The following is a 15,967-nucleotide window of genomic DNA, read 5'->3' as shown; positions in this document are numbered from 1 at the left end:
ATGTCTCACGCAGAGGCGCAGAGACGCAGAGAGGAGGGAAAGAGAGTAACACTTTGCGTTCCTTTGCGTAAACCTCAGCGCTCCTCCGCGTTTAAAATTCCTCTTACAACTTACTTACTTCTTTATAGCGATTAGCTAAATCAACTCCTCTTTCGACATATCTATCGCCTTCTTCCGCCAGTTTCTCCAAGGAGTCAAAACCAAAACGATGAGCATCTCTTAAGGTTTTAACTGTGAGTATTAGACGACCAGAAAAAACTAACGCCCAGCCAAAACCTTCGTGGCTTAAGTCAAGTACAACTTGGGAGATTAAGCCTGTTTCTTGTTCAATTCTGGCAGCGATCGCCTTGAAGAAGGACATAATCCGTGATATGGTTACGGGGTCAACTTCTCCTTGCACGGAAATTTCCCGTTTCTTTTGTTTGGTGACAACAAAGCCTTTGAGGAGTAAATCATCAGACCAGCTACGATAAACTCCGTAAGCATCTTGTCCGCGAATTTGTAAGACTAATGCTTTCAAAAATGGGGAGGTAGAGACGACACTAGTAGCAGTGCCGTTGACGTTATTTTCTGGGGTCATACTGTTGCTTCGTCTTCAATTTCATCAGCAAAATTTTTGGTTTTTGGTTGCAATGCTTTCCGCAACCAAGGTGGAGGATTACCTTTAAGGGTTTCGACTAATTTATTCAGGAGTTCGCTGATTTTTTCTTCTTCCGATCGCGCCTTTACAGGAGTGACACCTTTTTTGATTAATTTGGCAGCAGCAGTCCCACCAATAGCGACGACATACACAATGGCACAGTCAGCTAATGCTGCTAGTTTTGGTGCAACTTTATCCTCGTTGCCATCTTCTTTGAGTTCGCCTTCAAAGTTCAATGTTTCTAAAAATTGATATCCTTCGGCGTTAATTTCGTAGACATCAATTTCTTTGGCAGAACCGAAATGCGAATTAATATGAATTCGGTCACTAGTCGTAAAGGCAATTTTCATTCTGATTGCTCCTGAATTGGGGATTGGGGACAAAAAAGTAAAAGGTAAAAAGTAAAAAGGTAAAAGATTTTTTCTTTTGACTTTTGCCTTTTGACTGTTGCCTTGGATTGGGGATAAGGGGTAATGGGGACAAATTAAATTCTCTTTTATTACTTATTGCCCATTACCCATTACCTATTACCCATGACCAGTTACAAAATTCTCATCAAAGTTCTTAACTCTCGCTTCTTCTGCATCTATAAATAGATTACCGATGCCAAACAAGACTTCCATTGAGCCGCGATAGCCGACTTTAGTGAAATGACCATTACCTAAGCGGTCATAAATGGGGATACCGAGACGATAATGAGGAATTGAAAGACGTTTGGCGATCGCTGCCAAGTTAGAATTACCAATTAACAGGTCAGATTCTACTGCCAGTTGTTCAAAGTCTTCTAAATCACCGATGGTTACGCTCTTTATGGGGAGTTGTTCTAGCAGGGGTGAGCGTGTGGTGGTGACGGCGGCGTGAATTTGTGTCCCCATCGATTGCAGAAATTTGACCATTGACCACAGCAGGTCTGGTTCTAGTGCCAAGGAGATGCGTTTTGCACCGAAGTAAAAGTGTGTGTCTAACATCGCATCTTGCAACTGGCGACGTTGACGGCAATACTTTTCTGGTACTGGGTTGCTGCTGAGAATTGCTAAGGCTTGGATAAATTCGTCTACGGGTTCTAAGCCAGTGAGTTCGCTAAAGACTTCGTAGGGGATGTTAAATCTGTCTTCTAGAATCCTCGCCGCACCGCGCATACTCTCACCCAAGGCGATGGTGAAAGCGGAACAACCGACTTCTTTTAGTTGTGTGACGGTTGTTCCACTGGTTGTCACCGAACTATATTCCTCATCTAGGTGTCCATCCAAGGAAGCACCAATATCAGGAACGAAGATAGGTACTAAACCAAAAGCGGTGACAATCTCTTTGATTTCTTGCAAATCTCCAGGGGTGAAAGCAGAACCAGCCAAAATTGTGACTTGTTCGCTTCTGGTGGTTCCGGGTTGAGGAATTTCTTTGACGATGCTTTCCACAGCCGCCGCAAATCCATCTTGCAACGCCCCTTTAAAATCTGGTGTAGGCGCGAATACAATTGGTAGGTGAGATATTTCCGGATGGCGATCGCGGATATCCTTAAGAAAGCGTTCAATATCATCGCCTCTGGTTTCCGTTAGTCCAGTGCTACACAGACCAATAATTTCTGGGCTGGACTTCTCCACCAAAGTGAGAATTGCTTGCTCAATGTTATCTTCACCACCCAAAATAGTAGTTACTTCCGTCATCGCCGTTGTCGCCAAGGGTATGGCTTCCCGAAAATGCCGGACTAACACCACTTTGGCAAAAGCTGTACAACCTTGGGAACCGTGAAACAGAGGAATCATCCCCTTCAATCCTAAAAAGGCTAGAGAAGCGCCCAAAGCTTGACTTTGCTTGAGAGGATTGACTGCTACTGATTTATTGGGGAGCGTAACGATCGCCATCAGATTAACTCCTCTATAGATGCCAAGATATGATCGTGATTACTTGTATATTCATGAGCCAATATCCCCATATCTTCATCCCAAGGCGCAGGCTTACGAATTTGTTCCCAAATCGGGCTGTAGAGGGCTTCGTACAATTCCCGCGCCATCTCAATCATGCCCACATAACCAGCATAAGGATGATGGCGTTCTTGGTTGATATCAAGGAAAGGAATCCGGGCTTTGAGGGCGGTGTATTGGTTACGACCACCAGCAATTAACATATCAGCTTGTGTATCTTTTACCAGTTGCAGGAGTTCTTTGGCGTTGCCTTTTTCGAGCATGATGCCATCAGCACCCAACAACCGTTTGATTTTAGCCTTATCTTCTTCTGTACTCTTGCGGGTACTGGTAGCCACTACTTCAATACCCAAGTCCTTCGCCGCCGAGATAATCGACCAACTCTTGACACCACCGGTATAGAGTACGACTCGCTTACCTTTAAGACGAGCGCGATAGGGAGCCAGTGCCAAATCTAGAGCCGCCGTTTCCTCTGCAATCAGCTTTTCTGTGCGCGCTTGCAAATCAGGATCGCCCAATTTGGCGGCAATATTCCGCAAACACCGATTCATATCATCGATGCCATAAAAAGATTCTTCAATGTAGGGGATGCCGTATTTTTCCTCCATCTTTCTCGCCATATTGAGCAACGCCCGTGAACAGATCATCACATTCAGCTTGGCGCGGTGTGCATAGCGGATTTCTTCAAACCGAGCATCGCCTGTGATTTTCGATAGGACGCGAATACCCAATTTTTCTAGTAACGGCAGGACTCCCCACATTTCCCCGGCGATGTTATATTCGCCGATTAAGTTTATATCATAGGGTGTGGTGTACTCCGGTTCTGCTGTACCGACAACATAATCTAATAAAGATTCACCACCAAAACGGTTGCCTAAGTTCTTACTGCCGATGAAACCAGGAGCGATTACTGGGATTACAGGAGTGCCAATTTTCTCCGCCGCAGTTTTGCAGACAGCATCAATATCATCACCAATCAACGCCGTCACACAAGTAGCATAGACAAATACCGCCGATGGATTGTAACGTTTGTGAATTTCTAGAATTGCCTTATAGAGTTTCTTCTCACCACCGAAAATTACATCATTTTCTGACATATCGGTAGTAAAGCCCATTTTGTAAAGCTGGGGGCCGGAAGAGAGACTACCACGACTACCCCAAGAATTACCAGCACAGGCGATGGGGCCATGCACCAAATGAGCCGCATCCACAATCGGAACCAGGGAAATCATCGCCCCATCAAATGCACAGCCCCCTTGAGCCGCCCCAGGTTGCGCTTGTTGTGAACAAGACTTATTCTTCTTCTCACCATGCTTGTGCTGGTTATGCTCACATCCCGACTCATTCAGTAGCTCGTTGATTTTGCCTTGGGTGTTCTTCATCTCTCTTCTCGCACGCGATCGACGTTGTTAATTGTCAGTTATCAGTAAATAGTGAAATAATCAGCCAATTCACCGATAACTGTTTTTAATAAACTTCTTGCAAAAATCTTCTTTCATCACGCGAAATACACAAAAATTCCTCCGCCTACTCCGCGTTAAACTCCGCGATACTTTGCGTTTAAAAAACTGACAAAATCATCAACGGTAGCATTTTCATAAACAGACCTTTGCAAGAAATACGGTCAATTAGGTAACACAAAAAGCAAGAGAAAATTCTTTCCCTAGCCCCTAGTTCCTAACTTCTAACCTCTAGCAAATGTACTTCGTTACATCCTCTCCACATTCATCAGCCAGGTAAGATAAAGCGCGAAAACGCAACCCGACAAATTCGTCATACAAAGGATTGAGTTTACACAATGCTGGAATATGGATAGTCCGCCCAAATAAATTAATGTCTCGCTCAAAAGGACAACAGCAAGGAATTACCTGACAAACAAGATGAGCGAAACGAGCATTTTTAACCGGAAAATTATCAACCCAACCACGCAAAGGACGAAGCACATCAAATGCACCTGGTTTCTTATAGTTTGGTGGATGGAAATTAGGATGATGCTGATGAGTGTGAGTTGATGACATACTAAGGAACTTGAGGTGAATAGAGTATTAGATATTGGGTACTGGGGACTGGGAACACGGGACTGGGAAGATAATATTCCTAGTACCCAATAACCCAATCCCCAGTCCCTAAGTTCTACCTTTCAATGGCACGCTGCATTAATTTCTAGCGAATCAAGTCGAAGGAGATATCGGTCTTACCAGTGATGTTGGTGCTGCGATCCATTTCATCCAACAGGGTGTTAACAACCCAGTTGAGGATATTTAGACCACCTTGGTAGCCAAGGGTAGAATAACGGTGTAAGTGGTGGCGATCGAAGAGAGGATAACCAATCCGCACCATTGGGATCTTGGTATCGCGCCACAGGTACTTACCGTAGGAGTTACCGATGAAGAAGTCTACAGGCTCGGTGAACAACAAACTGCGGAAGTGCCACAAGTCTTTTTGAATCCAAACTTTAGCTTCTTTACCAAATGGGCTAGCGGCGAGGATAGCTTCCATTTCTTTCTTGAAGGTATCGTCACCGTTGTTGCAGAGGATGTGTACTGGTTCAGCACCCATTTCTAGCAAGAAGCTGGTGATGGAGATGATCAAATCGGGGTCGCCGTAGATAGCGAACTTCTTACCATGAATCCAAGCGTAGGAGTCAGTGATAGCATCAACTAAACGACCGCGTTCGATTTCCAATTCTTCAGGAATAGCCTTACCGGTCAATTCAGAAACAGCAGTCAAGAACTCGTCAGTACCCTTAACACCGAAGGGGCGCAATACTTGTGTTTCTTGCTTCCACTGGGTTTTGATGTATTCGCGGGTCTTAGGTGTGGTGTAAGCTTGGAGAGCAACAGTTGCTTTAGCGTTGATAGAATCAGCCGCATCTTCCAACTTGGTACCACCTGGGTACATTTCGTACTCACCAGTGTTTGGTGAATCAAAGTAGTCGCTGCTGTCAGACAGGATGGTGTAGTCAACACCCATTACACCCATCATCCGCTTCAATTCGCGATTGTTACCTACATAGGTATCAAAACCAGGAATGAAGTTAATTTTGCCGTTGCTGGTAGCTTTCTTCTTACCTTCTGTCAAGTTAGACAGAATACCCTTCATCATATTGTCGTAGCCAGTGATGTGGGAACCAACAAAGCTAGGTGTGTGAGCAAAAGGTACGGGGAAATCTTGAGGAATAGAACCAGCGTTCTTGGAGTTAGTGATGAACGCGCCTAAGTCGTCACCGATAACTTCCGCCATACAGGTGGTGCAAACAGCAATCATCTTAGGCTTGTACAGTTGGTATGAAACCTGCATACCTTCGATCATGTTGTTCAAACCACCGAATACTGCTGCGTCTTCTGTCATGGAAGAAGATACTGCGGAGCAAGGCTCTTTGTAGTGACGGCTGAGGTGTGTACGGAAGTAAGCAACGCAACCTTGAGAACCTTGTACGAAGGGAAGAGTACCTTCAAAACCCAAAGCAGCGAACATCGCGCCTACAGGTTGGCAACCTTTAGCAGGGTTAACGGTTAAAGCTTCACGAGCGAAGTTCTTTTCCCGGTAGTCCCAAGATTTTGTCCATTCAGACACTCTTTCAACTTCTTCAGGAGAGTGAGCGCCTTCAAAGTTCTTTCTCTTGTTTTCAAATAGCTCGGTGTATTCTGGCTGTTTGAACAGATCAACGTGGTCTACAATTCTTTCTGGATTCTGAGGCATTGTTGTATCTCTCTACGCTTGCTGGTTGGTTTGTAAGTGATGAGTGAGGATAGCCTGGGGGGTTCACTCCCCCTCAAGGTAGTAACGAGTGATGAATCATGAATAATGAATAAAAATCTTCATCCAGCATTCAGCATTCACCATTCTTCCCTGGGTTCCTGGGGCAACAACCCCAGGCTATCCCTCTATTTACCTGGAATTAGGCAGCAGCCTTAGCCTTTGTAGCAGCTTTCTTCCAAGGAGCGCCAATCAAGCTCCAAGTTGGGCTGTTGAGGGCTAAATCCATGTCACGGGCGAAGATAGCGAATCCGTCATAACCGTGATAAGGGCCGGAGTAATCCTTTTTGTGGTTTAATAGCTTTTGACAGCTTAATGTTTGCACTGAGCAGTGTTAGTGATGAACATTGTTTGCTGATAACACATTAATTTTTAGGCTAAATATAGGCTAATACCACAGTGATGCAAAATCAGGGTGAAGACAAATATCAACAAGCCTTTGCAGACTTAGAGCCACTTTCATCTACCGACGGCAGTTTTCTCGGCTCAAGTCTGCAAGCACAGCAGCAAAGAGAACACATGAGAACAAAAGTACTACAAGACCTAGACAAGGTAAATCTGCGTTTGAAGTCTGCAAAAACCAAAGTCTCCATTCGAGAATCTAACGGAAGTCTGCAATTACGAGCAACCTTACCAATTAAACCAGGAGACAAGGACACCAACGGTACAGGCAGAAAGCAATACAATCTCAGCTTGAATATTCCTGCAAACTTGGACGGACTGAAGACGGCTGAGGAAGAAGCTTACGAATTAGGTAAGTTAATTGCTCGCAAAACCTTTGAATGGAACGATAAATATTTAGGCAAAGAAGCCACTAAAAAAGATTCACAAACCATAGGTGATTTACTAGAAAAATTCGCCGAAGAATATTTTAAAACCCATAAACGCACCACCAAAAGCGAACATACTTTTTTTTACTATTTTTCCCGCACCCAGCGATACACCAACCCCAAAGATTTAGCAACGGCGGAAAATTTCATCAATTCAATTGAACAAATTGATAAAGAATGGGCGAGATATAATGCAGCCAGAGCCATATCTGCATTTTGCCAAACATTCAATATAGAAATTGATTTGTCTCAGTATTCCAAAATGCCCGATCGCAGTTCTCGCAACATCCCCACGGATGCAGAAATATTATCAGGAATTACCAGGTTTGAAGATTATTTAACTACTAGAGGTAATCAAGTTAATCAAGATGTAAAAGATAGCTGGCAACTGTGGCGTTGGACGTATGGAATGTTAGCTGTATTTGGTTTACGCCCCAGGGAAATTTTCATTAACCCTAATATTAATTGGTGGTTAAGCAAAGAGAATATAGACTTGACATGGAAGGTAGACAAAGAATGTAAAACTGGGGAAAGACAAGCATTACCTTTACATAAAGAATGGATTGATGAATTTGATTTAAGAAACCCTAAATATTTAGAAATGCTGGCGACAGCAATTAGTAAAAAAGATAAAACAAATCATGCTGAAATAACAGCCTTAACTCAGCGTATTAGTTGGTGGTTTCGGAAAGTCGAATTAGATTTTAAACCCTATGATTTACGTCACGCCTGGGCAATTCGAGCGCATATTTTAGGCATACCAATCAAAGCGGCGGCGGATAATTTAGGGCATAGTGTGCAAGTTCACACCCAAACCTATCAGCGTTGGTTTTCGCTAGATATGCGGAAGTTAGCTATTAATCAGGCGTTGACTAAGAGGAATGAGTTTGAGGTGGTTAGAGAAGAGAATGCTAGGTTGAAGATGGAAAATGAGAAGTTGAAGTTGGAGATTGAGAAATTGAAGATGGAGTTGGTTTATAAGCGTAGTTAAATTTATTGCATGAATAATAATAATTGTATGCACTAGAATAAAAGTTGAAAAATACTCCATAAGGCAGAATTTTTGGCTATGGTTATCAAGACAAACTTGTACGGTCATCCACACCAATATGAATTGCAATCTTCGAGAGTGAGCTTCTACAAACGTGCTAAATTATACGAAAACCTTTGTTCTATTCAACATGAATGAGTTTTATTTGCGGAAAGTCCAACCAAGTATAAACCTGGGCGATATTTCGGAAAATATCAAAAAAGGTATGAATACGCGATTTGGCTATGCCAGCGTCATGTTACAGAGTCTTAAAGAAGAAATTGGTGAATTTGAAAGCAGTCTAAACTCTAATGAAGAAATAGGTGCATACTTCATCTCGACTGCTGGTGGAATACGTTTACGTATTGAATCGATTACATATCGAGATCCTTACTATATAGTTTTTACAGGAATTACTGATCAGGGTGATAAAGCAAAACTTGTGCAGCACGTCACACAAACCAGCATTCTGTTTGTCCCCATAAAAGTGATGCCTGAAGAAAACCGAGAGCCAAGACGCTTTGGATTCAGTATTGCAGAGGGTGATGAGTTATAATGTTACCCAACACTAGGCCTGTAGATGATCCGGTTTCTCTCTGGAATATGCAGCAGTATTTGCTAACTGAAGCAGAACAATTACTTGGGAGTCGTGATCCAACGAAGATAATTTATCGACCCACATTTCACCCAAATGGGCCATTTCTGCGAAACACACCAAATTTAGATGGTGCGTTTGCACAGATGAGTTTTAACGCAAGGGATTATTGGCCAACAGTTGTGTATGAACTGGCTCATGAAACCGTACATTTGCTTAATCCAACAGTTGGTCACACCAATTGGTTTGAAGAAGGTGTTGCTGTGGAATTCTCCATATATGCACAGTCCTTATTTAAATTACCGTCATACCAACCGCAAACTGGGGCTTATTTAGAAGCACTGCAACTTGTCCGATCTCTACCTAATAACCCATTCATATCTGCGAAAAAGATCAGGGCAAAAATTGGCGCATTAAATACCTTGAATATAAGTAGAATCCAAGATACGTTCCCTAAAATTTGCCCTAGTCTCGCAAAAAAGCTGTGTGAACAATTTTTACCTTAGTAGCAAGTAGGCTGCGTCAGCAAGTCAGTAGGTAGGGTGCGTCAGCATAGATTCATTTTCGTGATGAAATTATCCACTCAAGCTGACGCACCCTACAATATATGGGTTATTCTCGACCAATGTTGCCAGGGATATTTGGGGTTTGAACTGTCCCCCAATCTTCTGGATAAATCCCTTGTTTAACAAAACGGTGAAAACTTGAATATTGCCATTCTTTGGGAGATTGACATAAACCATGTTTGACAGGATTGTAATGAATATAATCGCAATGGTTAGCAAAATCTTTTTCATCTCTAATTAAATGTTCCCAATATCGCCTTTGCCATAAATTACTTTCTTGGCGTTTTTGGCGAGATTCACTAATCTCTGCTGTTATATTTAACTGTTCTGCACAAGTTTGGGTAACAAAGCTTTTAATCAATCGCCAACGGATTGCATAATTACTATGATTTTCTGGTAAAGTCCAGATACAATGAATATGTTCTGGCAGAAGAGCGATCGCATCCAGAGAGAAAGGATAAAGTTGCTGAACTCGCCTAATGGCATTTCTCAAATTTTCTCTTCCTATATCGCTACATAACCAAGGGATTCTTTGGTAAGTTACCTGTGTAAAAAAGAAAGTACCCCCAGAGGCTATAACTCTGCGATAATTAGACATAGTTCAGTATATTATCTCAGTATTATTTCATTTTAAGCGCAAAAATTTTAACTTCCACAAATTTAGGGTGCGTCAGCCTGGGTATACTATTTCATCACGAATATCAATTAATGCTAACGCACCCTACAGTATAATTTTTGGGAAAAGAGCGTTAGCATAGCTTGCCGTAGTTATACATGATAAGGATAAAATTGCAGGTGGATGGAGAGGCGATCGCATCTCATTCAACTCATACCGCACAGTAGTCTGGCTACAATGAAAGAGTTTAAAAATACGTGAATTACCAGAACCGGATTTAGTAGCTCAAGGTGAACATCCTTTAGCGAAGTTTGCTGGAATCTTGAGTGATGCTGAAGCTAAAGAATTACAGCAGGCGATCGCCTAAGAGTTTGAGCAGGTAGATATTAATGAATGGTAAGGTAGGGTTGGATAATTTTGTCGCAGTGCATTTTTTTTAGGTTAAACTTCAGGGTATAAATTTACAGAAATATATGTTTGAAAATTCTTAAAATCTTGATCGGTTGTCAAAATGTACCAACCACGACTATGAGCCACTGATCAGAGTAAAAAATCAGTGTTAGCTCCTTGTATCCCCTTGCTGCGACAAGTATTGTAAAATTCAGCAGCTAATTCGTAGTCTTTAATAGTTAGCTCCAAATCAGGAAAAGCACGGAGGGAGTCTCGAAGTCGAGTAAACTGTTCAGTAGTACGAATACCGGAAAGCACTTCTTGCCTGACAGGCCCTAGCAAGACGACTCGATCATTGGCAATTAACTCACGTAACTGATTGACAACAGGTAAAGCTTGTTCTGAAGTACTGCGTCGCAATGCTAACGACCATACAGATGTGTCTATAACAACTTTCATTGCTTGTGTCGCTGCTGTTTGTAATTGTAATCATCGTCGTAGTCAATTGTCCCAAACAAGTCCAATATTTTCATTTGCTGACGACGTTGTACATATTCACGTAAGGCTTGTTCGACTACATCATGTTCGGTTTGTTGATTACTAAGAGCTAGGGCTTCTTGAATTAATACTTCGTCAATTTGGAGATTAACTGTCATACACTTCAATTTCGGTTGCCTCTTGAGGTAAATCCTATACCTATTATATTAATTTACGCTTATATTGGCTCTAGGACAAAAATAACATTTTGTCACAAATTGAGTTGCTATTTTACGCTGAAAATAAAATGCGGCAGTACAAAAGAAAGTAGCTATAGCTATCATATTCCTCTCAATATTAAGAATACTGTGATATTACGTAGGTGCGTTTTCCGTTCTCCTGATTACAATTGTGAGATTATTTATCTTTTTATATTGGACAAGGGAGAAAACTGTTAAATGGCTCTTACGGAAAAGATTATTGAATTAGTCCTTGATAAAGTTTTGCTTGGTGGCATTGTTTTGGTAGCAGGCCACTGGCTTAACAAAAGGTTTGAGATATTTAAGAATGAAACTAATGAGAAGTACTACCAAAGGCAGCTAATTGCTGAACTAGAAAATCAACAGAAGCAACAAGTTTCTGAGCTAGAAAATCAAATTGCTATAGCTCGGTATAACGCAGAGATTGAGTTTATAGAAAGACAAATATCTGAGTTTTACTGGCCTATATTCTTGAGGCTAGAGAAAGATAATGTCATGTGGAAGCGGATCAAGTCTTTAAGTCCTGAACAAAATGTTTTACCGGAAGCGGCGAGTGACGCTATAGAAAAAGAATTTATCCTGAAAAATCATCAAGAAATGGTGGAAATTATAGAGTCGAAAATTCATTTAGCGGAAAATGCGAATAATAGCAAAGACTTGATTAATGAACTATTGAAATATATCAAGCACGTCGCGGTATACAAAACAATTCGTTCTGTCAAAGAAATGCAAACAATTAATCCAGTTGATTTAAATGAGCCTTTTCCTGATAAGCTTTTTCCCATGATTGAAAATAACTTTCGGGAATTGCAGAATAGGTATGAGTATCTTAAGAATATTAAATTTGGAGAACTCAAGAAATGAATCAATTCAAAATTCAAAATAAAAACTATATTCCCTTGTGGGTGGAGTTTTTGTCAGTGGCATGGTTCATAGCGCGATCGCCTACAACCAACCAGATGTCATTGCCTAACTCGTGTCTTTAGGAATTTTGGTAGTCTTTATTCTTATACAAGTATCAGAAAAGCTACTAATATTATGTAATTACCGTAATAATTACTTGCAAAATTTATTATTTGTTACAAAATCAAGCATTTATACTGGCAAAAACGCCTTTAATTTAACAATATGCAAATACGCTTCTTTGCTACCAACCGCGATCGCCAAAATCTAGGTCTCAATGTTGACCGTGATACACGCATTAAATTACTTAAACTTGGTTATCACTGGGTTGATATGAAAAAATATATGGCTCACTATTTGGCGACTACTGATCCTTCAACTATGCCACCCGGAGTGATTATTGAAGATTCTGATGAGACTGTATTTAACAAGTTTCTCCAAAAAGAAGCCGTAAAACACATTATCATTGGCACTCATGGTTACAATGTTCCCTTTCATGGAGCATTAACTTCTTTTTCGATTTTGGCAGACACCCTTAAAGGAGCCTTAAAAAAACACAATTTTACTTTGATTGCTGATCCAGAAGAAAAGGTAAACCTAGATGATGCTAGCCAAAACCTGATTGCCTTTGTCGGATTTTCCTGGCCTTCCAATGGCAAGGTTTTAGATTACAATTCTGATCGTACTGAATGTGTGCAATCTGCACCTGCTTTAGCTAACCTGATCAGTTATATTCGCAAAAAGAAAGCAGACATTAAAATTTATGTTATTGCTCATAGTATGGGTAATTACCTTGTTTGCCATATGTTGGAACAGCTAGTTAACCAAGCCTTTGAGCCAACCGAATTGAATGAGGAGATTAAAAACGAATTAAAACGAAAAGATAGAGGTGGAGAAAATGCCTTTTTTGTCGATCGCTATTTCATGTTAGCTCCTGATGTGGAACGTCGGGAAGTGACCAAGTGCGATCTAGGAGGATCAGAATATACAGGCCCGTTTTACTCTGGTCTAGAGCATTTAGTTCAAGAAAGTCATGTGTTCTACTCTCGCTACGATAATGCTCTCAAAGCCTCCGTAGTGGAAAAAGATGCCATCCGTGAGTCATTGCAGAAAGGATTCGAGTTATTTGCTGGCCCAGACTTGCAAAAACGTTGGGAGAGTAGCCTTGGTCTAAATCCCTTACCAGCCTTAGCCCCCAATAATGTCTACGGTCATAATGCAACTGTACTGACTAATCGACAAATCGACCACGGAGACTATTTTGATGCTCCCGCCATCATAGACCAGATTGCCAGTATCATCGCTGAAGCAAATACTAGTATTATCCCTGACATTCCCTGGAGTTTTTCTGAGTCCAGCGATCGCCCTTTATAGCTGTAGCCAGATATATTAGGACATCAAGCTAAGATAAAACCCTGGCAATAAAAGCCTTTCAAGTCTGTCAACAGTCAACAATCAGCAGTCAACAGCTATAGTAGAGTAAAGTTTGAGAACTGACCACTGACAAAACTCTACCCACAAGGGGATAGAGTTTTTATTTTATGCGATCGCCTTCATTTACTGGCCATTTCAAACACGTCAAGAAACTTAGCTAAGCCTAAAGATCCAATTTGCTACTATAAAAAAAATCGAGAATTGCCTACAATCCAAATTAGGCAATAAACTCTGATCGGAGACCATCGCCAGAATAGCAGATTTGCAAAAACACTATGGCAAAGCGCAAGAAAAGCAATCTCCAGTGGATTAAAGAAACTCTCGACTTAAAACCAGACCATCGCTGGGAAGCGCCAGATGGCTACAGAATATTTGTAGCTAATCGCGGTGCTGTTCGCTTCAATGTCCCCCAAGATTGGTTTTTTGAGCCACAAGAAAAATCCTTCAAGTTCAGCGATAAAAAACCACCCAAAGATGACTGTGCGCTGGAAGTGTCTTTTAATCAACTTCCACCCAACGACTGGAGCCTGTTTCCCCTCAAATCCACCTTGAGGAAAGTAGTAGAAGACGACGGCCGTGATGTGATTGAGAAAGGAGAAATCATTAGCCTCAAGCGCCAAACTGCCAAAATTGTCTGGACGGAACTCAAATTTATCGATACTCAGGAAGAACCACGGGAAGCCTTTTCGCGGATTTGTATTGGTTTGGGGTCAAATGTGCAATGTTTGATTACATTCGAGTTTTGGGCAGATCAAGCAGCGCAAATGACCCCTGTTTGGGATGAAGTCATGCGTAGTCTTACACTAGGTTTATACATCCGTGACCCAAGGACTGGTTTAGCTTTCCCCGACTAAGCCACAGCAAAAATTTTATCCATATTCCTCAGTTAGACGAAACTACTTAAATTAAACCTTGAAGCGTAAATACGCAAGTAATCTGCAATGTCTACCAGTTTTAACATGATCTTCGTGGTGTCCTGTAGGCATCACTAAAATTTAGACAGGCGTATTCATAAGCTTTGAGGCTAATCAAGTTAGTATTGATTAAGCCTTAGAATACTAATTATTGAGCATAGAGGTGAAATAACTTATGACTCTATCTGAGATACTTCCTGCTGTTCGGAGACTTTCCGCAACAGAAAAACTCAAATTGATTCGGATTTTAGCAGAAGATTTGGAGGTAGCTGAGGATATCTCACCATTAGAACCTTTCAAAACTTATGACCTAGCAACTCCATATAATAGCTTTGGGGCTGGTGCAATTTTGATGGATGCACTCAAGCAATCCAATGTAGATCATTAATGACATATGCGATTTAAGTATTCAACTCTTAGCCCGACCCAAAACGAGTTTGATAGTTTACCAAGAATTCCACTGGTATTACGGCGAGACGATCAGAGTGTTGAAACAATTGGGTTAGTAGATAGTGGGGCTACAGTTAATGTTTTACCCTATGAGTTGGGTCTTCAATTGGGATTTGCTTGGGAAGATCGCCAAGCTATCATTCAATTAGCCGGAAACCTTAGCAACCAGACAGCTATACCTTTATCTGCATCTACTGAAATTGCAGATTTTCCAGCAGTCAAATTAGTGTTTGTATGGGTGCGTAGTCCAAATGTACCGCTAATTCTCGGTCAAACCAACTTTTTTCTTGAGTTCGATGTTTGCTTTTATCGTTCCCAGCTTGAGTTTGAAGTCAAACCAAAATCCTCAACAGCAAGTTAATAAGGCTTTGTTTTGAAGTGATGGCGATCGCTAACTTTAGCCATTAGTGCGTTAGCGGAGCTTACTGTAGGTATCGCCAGCCTATTAAGCTAATTCAATCATATTTGTGGGGTGCGTTAGCGTAGTTTACCGCAGGTATCGCCTACAACGTGTATTTTGTGCCTTGGCGTAGCTTACTGTAGCGATCACTAACTTTAGCTATGAATGCGATCGCTCTATCCCGTAAATTAGTTTTATTAACATTTTGAGTATTAAGTGTGATCGCCTACGATAGTTGCTTGGTGTCATTGCTAGAATCTTACTAATTCAGAATCCTGTTAAAATCTGCGTTTATTCGCGTATTGACACAAATGGTATACCAAGAGTGGCGTTTCTATGTTTTGTGTACTATTATCTGTACTATAATTCGTTTTTGGTAGTAAAGCATGAAAGAAGACTGGGACTTACTTCGTTGGATTTTGAATGAAGCAGAATTATGTGATAGTGGCTATCCAATAATTCTTACGCAAGGAATTTATAACGGCTCTCACCACAAACTTGATATTGGTGAAAGAGATTTTTTTAAAGTATGTCAACATATACGTCTACTTGATGATGCTGGTCTAGCTAAAGTTAGAGTTCTTGGTGGCAATCACTTGAGTGTAGCTGGGGTTGCTATTGATCGTCTAACAATTTCAGGTCATGGCTTTATAGAAGTAGCACGAGATGAAAATCAGGGCAAACGCATCTAAATATAGTACAAGAATACTAAGCAAGGGATAAAGGCAGGCATATCTAACGGCAAGGTTCTGTCTAAGTAGGTGGTATAGAGGATAAGTAG

The 15,967-nt window shown here is 41.3% G+C and carries 19 protein-coding genes and 1 pseudogene; 10 read left to right on the top strand and 10 right to left on the bottom strand.

All coding sequences use genetic code 11. The features are described 5' to 3' along the window. Positions 1 to 103: 103 nt before the first annotated feature. The 7 genes and pseudogenes from H6G14_RS22710 to H6G14_RS33680 form a co-directional block, all read right to left on the bottom strand. On the bottom strand, positions 104 to 580 hold the full coding sequence (locus H6G14_RS22710) for a NifX-associated nitrogen fixation protein (protein WP_190569873.1): 477 nt from the start codon (positions 578 to 580) through the stop codon (positions 104 to 106). Continuing rightward, a complete protein-coding gene (gene nifX, locus H6G14_RS22705; protein WP_190569871.1) occupies positions 577 to 990 on the bottom strand; it encodes a nitrogen fixation protein NifX in 414 nt (137 codons plus the stop codon). The genes H6G14_RS22710 and nifX overlap by 4 nt, the downstream gene beginning before the upstream one ends. Before the next feature lie 177 nt (positions 991 to 1,167). Beyond that, a complete protein-coding gene (gene nifN, locus H6G14_RS22700; protein WP_190569869.1) occupies positions 1,168 to 2,502 on the bottom strand; it encodes a nitrogenase iron-molybdenum cofactor biosynthesis protein NifN in 1,335 nt (444 codons plus the stop codon). Then, positions 2,502 to 3,944, bottom strand: coding sequence for a nitrogenase iron-molybdenum cofactor biosynthesis protein NifE (nifE, locus tag H6G14_RS22695; protein WP_190569867.1), 1,443 nt, complete (start codon positions 3,942 to 3,944; stop codon positions 2,502 to 2,504). The genes nifN and nifE overlap by 1 nt, the downstream gene beginning before the upstream one ends. A 309-nt stretch (positions 3,945 to 4,253) precedes the next feature. Further along, complete coding sequence (locus tag H6G14_RS22690; RefSeq protein WP_190569865.1) at positions 4,254 to 4,580, bottom strand: Mo-dependent nitrogenase C-terminal domain-containing protein; 327 nt, start codon at positions 4,578 to 4,580, stop codon at positions 4,254 to 4,256. A gap of 145 nt (positions 4,581 to 4,725) precedes the next feature. After that, positions 4,726 to 6,264, bottom strand: a complete 1,539-nt coding sequence (gene nifK, locus H6G14_RS22685) for a nitrogenase molybdenum-iron protein subunit beta (protein WP_190569863.1) — start codon at positions 6,262 to 6,264, stop codon at positions 4,726 to 4,728. Between the two features lie 199 nt (positions 6,265 to 6,463). After that, a pseudogene (locus tag H6G14_RS33680) lies at positions 6,464 to 6,613 on the bottom strand (nitrogenase molybdenum-iron protein subunit alpha); the annotation flags it as partial. Between the two features lie 110 nt (positions 6,614 to 6,723). Between H6G14_RS33680 and H6G14_RS22675 the strand changes: the two are divergent. From H6G14_RS22675 to H6G14_RS22665, 3 genes are all read left to right on the top strand, one after another. Next, positions 6,724 to 8,142, top strand: coding sequence for a site-specific integrase (locus H6G14_RS22675; RefSeq protein WP_190569939.1), 1,419 nt, complete (start codon positions 6,724 to 6,726; stop codon positions 8,140 to 8,142). A 154-nt stretch (positions 8,143 to 8,296) separates the two neighbouring features. Then, positions 8,297 to 8,737: a DUF6173 family protein gene (locus H6G14_RS22670; protein ID WP_190569859.1), complete on the top strand. Its 441-nt coding sequence runs from the start codon at positions 8,297 to 8,299 to the stop codon at positions 8,735 to 8,737. Further along, positions 8,737 to 9,282 (top strand): hypothetical protein, encoded by a 546-nt coding sequence (locus H6G14_RS22665; protein ID WP_190569857.1) that lies wholly within the window; start codon positions 8,737 to 8,739, stop codon positions 9,280 to 9,282. The genes H6G14_RS22670 and H6G14_RS22665 overlap by 1 nt, the downstream gene beginning before the upstream one ends. A gap of 106 nt (positions 9,283 to 9,388) precedes the next feature. Here the strand turns inward: H6G14_RS22665 and H6G14_RS22660 are convergent, their stop codons facing one another. From H6G14_RS22660 to H6G14_RS22650, 3 genes are all read right to left on the bottom strand, one after another. After that, positions 9,389 to 9,940: an REP-associated tyrosine transposase gene (locus H6G14_RS22660; protein WP_190569855.1), complete on the bottom strand. Its 552-nt coding sequence runs from the start codon at positions 9,938 to 9,940 to the stop codon at positions 9,389 to 9,391. Between the two features lie 558 nt (positions 9,941 to 10,498). After that, positions 10,499 to 10,807: a PIN domain-containing protein gene (locus tag H6G14_RS22655; protein ID WP_242053511.1), complete on the bottom strand. Its 309-nt coding sequence runs from the start codon at positions 10,805 to 10,807 to the stop codon at positions 10,499 to 10,501. Next, positions 10,804 to 11,004: a type II toxin-antitoxin system VapB family antitoxin gene (locus H6G14_RS22650; RefSeq protein ID WP_190569854.1), complete on the bottom strand. Its 201-nt coding sequence runs from the start codon at positions 11,002 to 11,004 to the stop codon at positions 10,804 to 10,806. Before H6G14_RS22650 ends, H6G14_RS22655 begins: the two co-directional genes overlap by 4 nt. A gap of 279 nt (positions 11,005 to 11,283) precedes the next feature. On the opposite strand from H6G14_RS22650, the gene H6G14_RS22645 reads away from it, so the two are divergent. From H6G14_RS22645 to H6G14_RS22620, 7 genes are all read left to right on the top strand, one after another. Next, positions 11,284 to 11,949 carry a hypothetical protein gene (locus tag H6G14_RS22645; protein WP_190569851.1) on the top strand — a complete coding sequence of 222 codons (666 nt, stop codon included), beginning with the start codon at positions 11,284 to 11,286 and terminating at the stop codon, positions 11,947 to 11,949. Then, the gene (locus H6G14_RS34055; protein WP_277884322.1) at positions 11,946 to 12,071 is read left to right on the top strand and encodes a hypothetical protein; all 126 of its coding nucleotides are present in this window, start codon (positions 11,946 to 11,948) and stop codon (positions 12,069 to 12,071) included. The genes H6G14_RS22645 and H6G14_RS34055 overlap by 4 nt, the downstream gene beginning before the upstream one ends. Before the next feature lie 142 nt (positions 12,072 to 12,213). Further along, entirely contained in the window at positions 12,214 to 13,362 is a 1,149-nt protein-coding gene (locus H6G14_RS22640; protein WP_190569849.1) for an alpha/beta hydrolase, read from the top strand. Between the two features lie 335 nt (positions 13,363 to 13,697). Next, positions 13,698 to 14,276, top strand: coding sequence for a hypothetical protein (locus H6G14_RS22635; RefSeq protein ID WP_190569848.1), 579 nt, complete (start codon positions 13,698 to 13,700; stop codon positions 14,274 to 14,276). Positions 14,277 to 14,511: 235 nt separating this feature from the next. Then, positions 14,512 to 14,724, top strand: a complete 213-nt coding sequence (locus tag H6G14_RS22630) for a hypothetical protein (RefSeq protein WP_190569846.1) — start codon at positions 14,512 to 14,514, stop codon at positions 14,722 to 14,724. Between the two features lie 6 nt (positions 14,725 to 14,730). Beyond that, complete coding sequence (locus H6G14_RS22625) at positions 14,731 to 15,147, top strand: hypothetical protein (RefSeq protein WP_190569844.1); 417 nt, start codon at positions 14,731 to 14,733, stop codon at positions 15,145 to 15,147. Between the two features lie 425 nt (positions 15,148 to 15,572). Further along, complete coding sequence (locus tag H6G14_RS22620) at positions 15,573 to 15,878, top strand: DUF2513 domain-containing protein (protein WP_190569842.1); 306 nt, start codon at positions 15,573 to 15,575, stop codon at positions 15,876 to 15,878. The last annotated feature ends 89 nt before the right edge of the window (positions 15,879 to 15,967 follow it).

Origin of the sequence: Nostoc parmelioides FACHB-3921, from assembly GCF_014696625.1 — a bacterium.
Taxonomy (GTDB): domain Bacteria; phylum Cyanobacteriota; class Cyanobacteriia; order Cyanobacteriales; family Nostocaceae; genus Trichormus; species Trichormus parmelioides.
The sequence above is the reverse complement of the archived record's forward strand: the minus strand, read 5'-3'. Positions and strand labels throughout refer to the sequence as shown.

Bases quoted from the DNA above. Each gene is read 5' to 3' on its own strand.
- H6G14_RS22710 (WP_190569873.1), bottom strand. From the start codon at position 580: ATGACCCCAGAAAATAACGTCAACGGCACTGCTACTAGTGTCGTCTCT.
- nifX (WP_190569871.1), bottom strand. From the start codon at position 990: ATGAAAATTGCCTTTACGACTAGTGACCGAATTCATATTAATTCGCAT.
- nifN (WP_190569869.1), bottom strand. From the start codon at position 2,502: ATGGCGATCGTTACGCTCCCCAATAAATCAGTAGCAGTCAATCCTCTC.
- nifE (WP_190569867.1), bottom strand. From the start codon at position 3,944: ATGAAGAACACCCAAGGCAAAATCAACGAGCTACTGAATGAGTCGGGA.
- H6G14_RS22690 (WP_190569865.1), bottom strand. From the start codon at position 4,580: ATGTCATCAACTCACACTCATCAGCATCATCCTAATTTCCATCCACCA.
- nifK (WP_190569863.1), bottom strand. From the start codon at position 6,264: ATGCCTCAGAATCCAGAAAGAATTGTAGACCACGTTGATCTGTTCAAA.
- H6G14_RS22675 (WP_190569939.1), top strand. From the start codon at position 6,724: ATGCAAAATCAGGGTGAAGACAAATATCAACAAGCCTTTGCAGACTTA.
- H6G14_RS22665 (WP_190569857.1), top strand. From the start codon at position 8,737: ATGTTACCCAACACTAGGCCTGTAGATGATCCGGTTTCTCTCTGGAAT.
- H6G14_RS22660 (WP_190569855.1), bottom strand. From the start codon at position 9,940: ATGTCTAATTATCGCAGAGTTATAGCCTCTGGGGGTACTTTCTTTTTT.
- H6G14_RS22655 (WP_242053511.1), bottom strand. From the start codon at position 10,807: ATGAAAGTTGTTATAGACACATCTGTATGGTCGTTAGCATTGCGACGC.
- H6G14_RS22650 (WP_190569854.1), bottom strand. From the start codon at position 11,004: ATGACAGTTAATCTCCAAATTGACGAAGTATTAATTCAAGAAGCCCTA.
- H6G14_RS22645 (WP_190569851.1), top strand. From the start codon at position 11,284: ATGGCTCTTACGGAAAAGATTATTGAATTAGTCCTTGATAAAGTTTTG.
- H6G14_RS34055 (WP_277884322.1), top strand. From the start codon at position 11,946: ATGAATCAATTCAAAATTCAAAATAAAAACTATATTCCCTTGTGGGTG.
- H6G14_RS22640 (WP_190569849.1), top strand. From the start codon at position 12,214: ATGCAAATACGCTTCTTTGCTACCAACCGCGATCGCCAAAATCTAGGT.
- H6G14_RS22635 (WP_190569848.1), top strand. From the start codon at position 13,698: ATGGCAAAGCGCAAGAAAAGCAATCTCCAGTGGATTAAAGAAACTCTC.
- H6G14_RS22630 (WP_190569846.1), top strand. From the start codon at position 14,512: ATGACTCTATCTGAGATACTTCCTGCTGTTCGGAGACTTTCCGCAACA.
- H6G14_RS22625 (WP_190569844.1), top strand. From the start codon at position 14,731: ATGCGATTTAAGTATTCAACTCTTAGCCCGACCCAAAACGAGTTTGAT.
- H6G14_RS22620 (WP_190569842.1), top strand. From the start codon at position 15,573: ATGAAAGAAGACTGGGACTTACTTCGTTGGATTTTGAATGAAGCAGAA.